General features: G+C 63.0%; 8 protein-coding genes and 1 pseudogene. 8 read left to right on the top strand and 1 reads right to left on the bottom strand.

Annotated features, from left to right (window positions below; translation table 11 throughout):
- Positions 1–426 precede the first annotated feature (426 nt).
- Positions 427–897, top strand: a complete 471-nt coding sequence (locus ACK5NW_RS08175) for an FKBP-type peptidyl-prolyl cis-trans isomerase (protein ID WP_416926891.1) — start codon at positions 427–429, stop codon at positions 895–897.
- A 100-nt stretch (positions 898–997) separates the two neighbouring features.
- Here the strand turns inward: ACK5NW_RS08175 and ACK5NW_RS08170 are convergent.
- A pseudogene (locus ACK5NW_RS08170) lies at positions 998–1,639 on the bottom strand (glutathione S-transferase).
- A 124-nt stretch (positions 1,640–1,763) separates the two neighbouring features.
- On the opposite strand from ACK5NW_RS08170, the gene ACK5NW_RS08165 reads away from it, so the two are divergent.
- From ACK5NW_RS08165 to ACK5NW_RS08135, 7 genes are all read left to right on the top strand, one after another.
- Positions 1,764–2,129: a DUF2946 family protein gene (locus ACK5NW_RS08165; RefSeq protein WP_416926889.1), complete on the top strand. Its 366-nt coding sequence runs from the start codon at positions 1,764–1,766 to the stop codon at positions 2,127–2,129.
- A gap of 90 nt (positions 2,130–2,219) precedes the next feature.
- Positions 2,220–2,879 carry an SCO family protein gene (locus ACK5NW_RS08160; RefSeq protein ID WP_416926896.1) on the top strand — a complete coding sequence of 220 codons (660 nt, stop codon included), beginning with the start codon at positions 2,220–2,222 and terminating at the stop codon, positions 2,877–2,879.
- A gap of 79 nt (positions 2,880–2,958) precedes the next feature.
- Entirely contained in the window at positions 2,959–3,429 is a 471-nt protein-coding gene (locus ACK5NW_RS08155) for a copper chaperone PCu(A)C (protein WP_416926887.1), read from the top strand.
- A 44-nt stretch (positions 3,430–3,473) separates the two neighbouring features.
- Positions 3,474–3,899 (top strand): DUF2946 family protein, encoded by a 426-nt coding sequence (locus ACK5NW_RS08150; RefSeq protein ID WP_416926886.1) that lies wholly within the window; start codon positions 3,474–3,476, stop codon positions 3,897–3,899.
- A 107-nt stretch (positions 3,900–4,006) separates the two neighbouring features.
- On the top strand, positions 4,007–4,693 hold the full coding sequence (locus ACK5NW_RS08145) for a Crp/Fnr family transcriptional regulator (protein WP_416926884.1): 687 nt from the start codon (positions 4,007–4,009) through the stop codon (positions 4,691–4,693).
- Positions 4,694–4,813: 120 nt separating this feature from the next.
- The gene (locus ACK5NW_RS08140) at positions 4,814–5,797 is read left to right on the top strand and encodes an MbnP family copper-binding protein (RefSeq protein WP_416926882.1); all 984 of its coding nucleotides are present in this window, start codon (positions 4,814–4,816) and stop codon (positions 5,795–5,797) included.
- A complete protein-coding gene (locus ACK5NW_RS08135) occupies positions 5,794–7,137 on the top strand; it encodes an MbnH family di-heme enzyme (protein WP_416926880.1) in 1,344 nt (447 codons plus the stop codon). Before ACK5NW_RS08140 ends, ACK5NW_RS08135 begins: the two co-directional genes overlap by 4 nt.
- Positions 7,138–7,173: the final 36 nt, after the last annotated feature.

Raw genomic sequence — 7,173 nt, 5'->3', positions numbered from 1 at the left:
GCTTGCGCGTGCGTTTGGCTGCAAGCTCGAATCCAGTGGTGGCAAGGCTTGTCTGTTGCATCGCTCCACTGTCTCAGATCAGGCCGTCATGGGGCTGACTTTTGCAGACCTTCCTTAATTTTCTTTGGGTCGACCGCGTCTTTAGCACTCCGTTTTGCCATCTCCTTTATTATTATTCCACTCATAGCGACACTTTTGTTCGCTTTAAGAAAAAAATATCGAATAATATATGGAGTGACTGAAATTTGCGCCGGAATGCTTATTGCCACTTATAAATTGGCGATCGAAAAAAACTCTCTGTCCGATCCTGAACTTTATGCGGCCATATTGACTGCAGGAATTTACCTCATCGTGCGGAGAATAGACAACATTGACGTTGGAAAACAAGAGATAGCCGCTCGAATAAATAAACAATAGAATTCAGCTATGACCATCATCCAAGACACCGCCGTCACCCTGGCCTACAAAATCACCGATGCCGCCACGGGCAAACCTCTGGATGCGGGCACCACGGCGTATTTGCATGGGCACGACAACCTGTTTCCCCGGGTCGAGGCTGCACTGGGCGGCAAGGCGGTGGGCGACACGGTGACGCTAGATTTAACCGCCACCGAAGCGTTTGGCGAGCATGACGAGGCGTTAGTGCGCACCATCCCCAAGAGCGAATTCCCACCCGGCATCAAAGTCGGCGGCCAGTTGCAGGGGCCGGGGCCACAGGGACACCCGGTGCTGTACCGGGTCGTCAAAATCAAGGGGCCTGAGGTGCACCTGGACGCCAACCACCCGCTGGCAGGCCGCGCGGTTCGCTTTGCAGCCACTGTGAAGTCCATGCGACCGGCCACAGCCGAAGAGCTGGCCCACGGCCACGTGCATGGCGCGCATGGGCACCAGCACTGAGGCCATCAATCACGGCACGACACGACACAACGCGCTATGTTTTCAATAGCTTTCCGTGCATGTCCACCAAGCGCCGAAGCTGGTTTTTATCCAAACCCAGTCACTTCATCCGCGCCATCAGCTGTTCAGTATTCACTTTGCGATCAGCGTTGACCTGCTGCACGGTGGGGCGCTCACCCACGCGCTTGAGGTAGTCCTTCACCGGCAAATCCGCCATCAAATCTTGCCCGTAGATGATTTTGGTGCAACTGGCCACCAGCGGCAGATGCACGGCAGCCGCGCAGTCGGCCAGGGTGAATTGAGCGCCCGCAATGTAGGGTGAAAACTAGGCCAACTGGCCAAACGCGGCGATGTTTTTCTCCAACTGCGGGCGCAGCTTGGCTTTCAGGTTGTCACTGACTTTGCCACCAAAAAATGCCTCGGGGTACAGGTTGCGCACCACCAGCTCCAGGTGCAGCTCGATGTAGCGCAGCAGCTCGCGCACCTTGGCCGCCTGGTAGGGGCTGGCGGGCATGAGCGGTTTTTCGGGGTAGCGGTCTTCAACGTATTCCAAAATGATGGTCGATTCGCTCATCGGCCCCTCATCGGTGATGGCGTAAGGCACTTTGCCCAGCGGGCTGGCGACGCGGTCGGTCTCGCCCACCCAGGCCAGCACTTCTTCAAACGGCACGCCTTTTTCCAGCAGCGCCAGCTTGACCTTGTTGTAGTAGTTGCTGGCCGCAAAGCCGCAGAGTTTGAGCATGGGGTTTCTCCTTGATGGGGTAAATAAACAGCGGCCGCCAGCTTAGCCGCTGGGCTGCGCTGGCTCTGTCGCCTGATCGACGTTGGATTTGCCCATCCACACCCGGCGGGGCATAATGCGCCGCATGTTCGCCCAAGGCTCCACGTCTTTGCACGCCCGCCGCATCGCCCGCTTCATGCTGGTGTGGCTGTGGCTGGTGATGGGCGTGGCGGTGGCCTCGCCACTGGTGCAGCCTGTGGCGATGACCACGGTGTGCACCGGCGAAGGCATGCTGCAGACCGTGGCGGTGCTGGACGACGGCAGCCCAGCCCCGGCCAGTGCACACCTGGATTGCCCGCTGTGCGTGCCCCTGTCGGCCCCGCCGCCGCCTGCGGTAATGGCACCGCTGCCACCGCCGTTGCCCACCGAGCGCCACGCGCTGATGGCACAGGCATTGCGCCAGACAGCCGCTGCACTGCCTTGGCAAGCGCGCGCCCCACCCACTCTCTGATTGCTGCTGTTTTTATAGCTTCCAACGCTTGTGTATCAGGCGTTGGCGTCTGTTTTTAATCAGAGTTCTGGAGGTGTCATGGGCATGCCCATGGAACACGCGTCGGTGATGAACGCACAGCGCCGCCGCTGGCTTAAGCGTTTGAGCTGGGCCACAGCCCTGCCGCTGGGCATGGGCATGGGCATGGACATGTTGACCGGTTGCGACCAATGGAGCCAGTGGTTTGCGCCCGAAGGTTTTCGGGGTCTGGACATCACCGGCGCAGACTGGGGCGCGGGCTTTGATCTGCCCGACGCCCAGGGGCAGCAGCGCACGCTGGCCGACTTTGGTGGCCAGGTGGTGCAGTTGTACTTTGGCTTTACGCAATGCCCGGACGTGTGCCCCACGGCGTTAACCCGCGCGGCAGAAGTCAAACGCCTGCTGGGTGCCGACGGTCAGCGCTTTCGGGTGGTGATGATCACCGTCGATCCCGAACGCGACACGCCCGAGCTGCTGCGCGCGTACATGGCCGCGTTCGACCCCAGCTTCATGGCCTTGCGTCCGGCCACGCCTGAGCAACTGAAGGCCGTGGCCCAGCATTTCCGGATTTTTTACAAAGCCGTGCCCACCGGCAGCAGCTACACCATGGACCATTCGGCCCAGTCCTACCTGTTTGACCCGCAAGGGCGGCTGCGGCTGATGCTGCGCCACGCCCAGCCCGCCGAAGACTATGTGCACGACGTGCGCATGCTGCTGAAGGGCAGCACCTAAAGCACTTCATTTCTTAACGTTTTTACCACCCAGCGCCTGTCCACAAAGCGCTATCAGATATTTTTTAAGGAGCAAATTCATGATTCGCAAACACCTCGTCATCGGCCTGCTGGCCACTACAGCGGCCTTTGCCGCACAGGCCCAGGTCACCATCTCCGAGCCTTGGGTGCGCGGCACGGTGCCGTCGCAAAAAGCCACCGGCGCTTTCATGAAGATCGAGGCCGCGCAAGACGTGCGCCTGATCTCGGCCACTTCGCCTGTGGCGGGGGTGGTTGAGATCCACGAGATGACGATGGACGGCAATGTGATGAAAATGCGCCAGCTCAAAGACGGCTTGCCCATCGCCAAGGGCCAAACCGCCGAACTCAAGCCCGGTGGCCACCATGTGATGCTGATGGACTTGAAGCAGCAGGTCAAAGACGGCGACCAGGTACCGGTGACGCTGACGTTTGAAAACGTGGCCGACAAAAAACCGTTCACACAGCAAATCACGGCACCCGCCAAAGCGCTGGGCAACACCGCCGCACCTGCACACGGCATGAAGCACTGACCTTCAGGCCAGCACCCCAGCCTGACCAGAGTCACGCCGCCACCATGACCACGCTGCGCCAACCGCCCCGCCGCATCGCCTGGCTGATCCTGTGGATCGTCGGGCTGGCGGCGCTGGCACCCACGGTGTCGCGCACTTTGTGGTCAGCAGCCAGCACCGCGGTGGCGTGGACGGAAGTCTGCACCCCCCAAGGCGTGCGCTGGGTGCCCACTGATGCGGGCAATGCCGAGCAGGCAGACAGCCCAGACAACGACACCCCGGCTGAGCTGCCCAGCATCAACGCCTGCGGGCTGTGCGTGCTCATGGCCGACCGGCTGGCACCGCCTGCGCCCGCACTGAACCTCCCAGCGCTGCCCCCCTCGCCGCAAACCCACCCGCCTTCCATCCGGGTGGCCGCCAGCCGGGCACCCCCTTTCTGGCTGCCACCCTCGTGCGGCCCACCCACTGAACTGCTTTCTCTGATGGCCTGACATGGCGCGCGCATGGCCTGCGTGTGCACGCGCAGGCCATGCGTATTCATCACAAAGGCTCGCGCGCGCCCACACACCGCGCCGCGACCAGGAAAGGAGTTCAACTTATGCATGCGATGCCATCCGTGGCGGTGCAACGCGCCGCCGCCATACCCACACTGGCCGCCCCCGCACTGGGGGCCTCCTGGGTCAAAACGCCCCCATCCTCATCCGCCAGCATCCGCTTGAATGCAGGCCAGTCCTTGCTGCAAGCAGGTACCCACGGGCCACTGTGGCGCGTGGTGCAAGGCTGGTTCGTGCTGACGCACGACACGCCGAATACGGCGGGTGATCGGCACGTGCTCGGCCTCGCCGGGCCGGGCGATCTGCTCGGTCTGACCACGCTGGACGCGGCCACGTATGACGCCAGCGCGGTGGCGCTGGTGCCCGCCACGGCACGCCCCGAAACCTCGGACCACCTGCACGATGCGATGCGCCTGTACCAAAGTGCACTGGCGCAACAAGCCCGCCACGCCCGCCTGATGGCTGGCCTGCGCACCGGCCCCGTGCGGCGCAGGCTGGGCTGCCTGCTGGCGCACCTGGCGGCGCACGGCCAGCCACTGGAGCGCGAGCGCCTGCCCGCGTTGAAAGAGCTGGCCCGGCTGATCGACGCCACGGTGGAAACCGTGTGCCGCACATTGCCCACCGCCCTGTCCGAGGTGCAACCGTCCGATGTGAGCAGCGCCAATGACGCGCCACCGGCGCACCACACATCAGCCAGCGCCTTGGGCGCGGCCACTTCCCTGGCGCATTGATACGCACTTTGATGTGAACTTTGATGCGTACTCGTCGCCGCGCGGGAAAGTGCACCCGGACTCATCTGGGCGCTGCGGCAGCTTGAATATTCCATGTCATCTTTTTTAAGGCGTTTTCACATGAACAAAAAACTGGCACTGAGCACTTGCGCCCTGGCGGCGCTGACCTTGCTGGCCGCTTGCGGCGGCAGCGACGACGACGATGGCGACAACAGCAGCGCCGCAGGCTGGCAAACCGATGCGGCGGGCCATGTCACGCTGCAATTTGCCGCCTACAACGGCAACACCGCCATCGACTGCAATTCGCAACTGACGCTGGGCACCCAGCAGCGCGCCGTGAAGATGTGGGACTTCCGCTTTTACATCTCCAACGTCAACTTGCTCAAAGAAGACGGCACCAAAGTGCGCCTGACGCTGGCCAACCCAGCCGATGACAACAATTACGACGACGGTACCCACGCCGTCAGTCTGCTGGACTTTGAAGTCGAAGGCACGGGCCTGTGCGATGGTTCGGTGCCCACCAACACCACCATCACCGGCACTGTCACGCCGGGGCGCTACGTCGGTGCCGAGATGACACTGGGCGTGCCGTTCGAGCTGAACCACCTGGACGCCACCGCCACCACCACGCCTGCGGTGCTGCAATCGGCCGTGCATCCGGGCATGGCCTGGAACTGGCGTGGCGGTCGCAAGTTCACCAACATCGAGTTCGATCAAGACAGCAGCGTCGACACCACCCAGTGGGACAGCGTGGCCGAAGGCAAGCTGGGCTACGTGCTGCTGCACTTGGGCTCCACCGGCTGCGTGGGCGATCCGGCCAACGGCACGCCCATTTCCAGTTGCACCGCGTCCAACCGCGTGCCGGTCACGCTGGACAGCTTTGACCCCAGCACCCAAGTGGTGGCTTTTGATGCTGGCGCGCTGTTCAACTACGACATTGCCAGCGCCACCGAAGGTGACCGCGGCTGCATGTCCAGCGCCACCGACCCGGCCTGCGCCAAACCTTTCGAGGCGCTGGCGCTGGACTGGAAGGTCGATGGCACGGGCACCGGCCTGCCGCTGGATGGCCAAAGCCAGGTAGTGCTGAAGGCCATGAGCCGATGATCTGGCCCGCTGTCCATCCTGACGCCACCGTCACTGTTGCCGGTGCGACGGGCTGGGCGCGCCGACACCCGCGCCGCTGGGCCAACCAGGCGGCGCGGGTCCTGATGGGCCTGCTGGGCGGTGCGCTTTTGCTGGCTTGCGGCGGTGGCGACGGTGGCAGCGGCGATGACACCACGGCCACCGCGCTTGAACCGACGGTGCTGAACTGGACTTACCCCGCTGACACGGCGTCCGCAGATTGGCCTTGGGCGCTGCCCGCGCACATGCCCGCACCGCGCGTGCCCGCCGACAACCCCATGAACGCGGCCAAGGTGGCGCTGGGCCGCCTGCTGTTTTATGACCCCCGCCTGTCGGGCGACGGCAGCCTGTCGTGCGCTTCATGTCATGTGCAGTCGCGGGCGTTTTCGGATGCTCTGGCGCGCCCGACGGGCATCACCGGCCAAGTGCACCCGCGCAACTCGATGGCGCTGGTGAACGTGGCCTACAACGCCACACAAACCTGGGCCAACCCGGCCCTGGCCACGCTGGAGCGGCAAATCACCAACCCAGTGTTCGGCACCGAGCCGGTCGAAATGGGCGTAGACGAAAGCAGTGCGCACGCCGTGCTGCAACGCCTTGCAAACGCCACTGATGTGGACTACGTGGCGCACTTTCAACAAGCCTTTACGGACAGCACCAACAACACGGGCGATCTGCTGACCTGGGAATACGTCCTCAAAGCCATCAGCGCTTTTGAGCGCACCATGATTTCAGCCGACAGCCGCTACGACCGCCACGTGCAGCAGCGCGCCCAACTCACACTGCAAGAACTGAACGGGTTACAGCTGTTCACCACGGCCCGGTGCGTGCAGTGCCATGCCCCGCCGCACTTTGGCGGCCAGTTCGTCAGCGTGCAGACCAGCGCGCTGGCCGTGCGCTACCACAACGTCGGCCTGTACAACCTGAACGGGCAGGGCGCTTACCCCAAAGACAACCAGGGTGCGCTGGACATTACCGGCAACCTGGCCGACATGGGTGCATTCCGCGCGCCCACGTTGCGCAACATCGAAGTCACCGGCCCGTACATGCACGACGGCTCGGTGGCCACACTGCAAGAGGCGGTGGCCATCATGGCCGGTGGCGGGCGCAACGTCACCAACGGCCCCAACGCGGGCGATGGCCGCACCAACCCGTACAAAAGCCCGCTGCTCGTCGACCAGGGACTGTCCACGCAAGAGCAAGCCGATCTGGTGGCCTTTCTAAAAACGCTGACCGACGAAGAGTTTTTGGGCAACCCCGCGCTGTCCAACCCGTTTGCCGCGCCGCAGGGCCATGCCATCACGTCTTTCCCCCTTGATTGAGCATCAAATTCGCCACCAACGCTTTTTCATATTGAG

This window comes from Ottowia sp. (assembly GCF_047975795.1).
In the GTDB taxonomy this organism is placed as follows: Bacteria; Pseudomonadota; Gammaproteobacteria; order Burkholderiales; family Burkholderiaceae_C; genus Ottowia.
This window is presented reverse-complemented; position numbering and strand designations above follow the sequence as displayed.

What these genes read in the sequence shown, in the direction of transcription:
- ACK5NW_RS08175 (WP_416926891.1), top strand. Translation starts at nt 427, where the DNA reads ATGACCATCATCCAAGACACCGCCGTCACCCTGGCCTACAAAATCACC.
- ACK5NW_RS08165 (WP_416926889.1), top strand. Translation starts at nt 1,764, where the DNA reads ATGTTCGCCCAAGGCTCCACGTCTTTGCACGCCCGCCGCATCGCCCGC.
- ACK5NW_RS08160 (WP_416926896.1), top strand. Translation starts at nt 2,220, where the DNA reads ATGGAACACGCGTCGGTGATGAACGCACAGCGCCGCCGCTGGCTTAAG.
- ACK5NW_RS08155 (WP_416926887.1), top strand. Translation starts at nt 2,959, where the DNA reads ATGATTCGCAAACACCTCGTCATCGGCCTGCTGGCCACTACAGCGGCC.
- ACK5NW_RS08150 (WP_416926886.1), top strand. Translation starts at nt 3,474, where the DNA reads ATGACCACGCTGCGCCAACCGCCCCGCCGCATCGCCTGGCTGATCCTG.
- ACK5NW_RS08145 (WP_416926884.1), top strand. Translation starts at nt 4,007, where the DNA reads ATGCATGCGATGCCATCCGTGGCGGTGCAACGCGCCGCCGCCATACCC.
- ACK5NW_RS08140 (WP_416926882.1), top strand. Translation starts at nt 4,814, where the DNA reads ATGAACAAAAAACTGGCACTGAGCACTTGCGCCCTGGCGGCGCTGACC.
- ACK5NW_RS08135 (WP_416926880.1), top strand. Translation starts at nt 5,794, where the DNA reads ATGATCTGGCCCGCTGTCCATCCTGACGCCACCGTCACTGTTGCCGGT.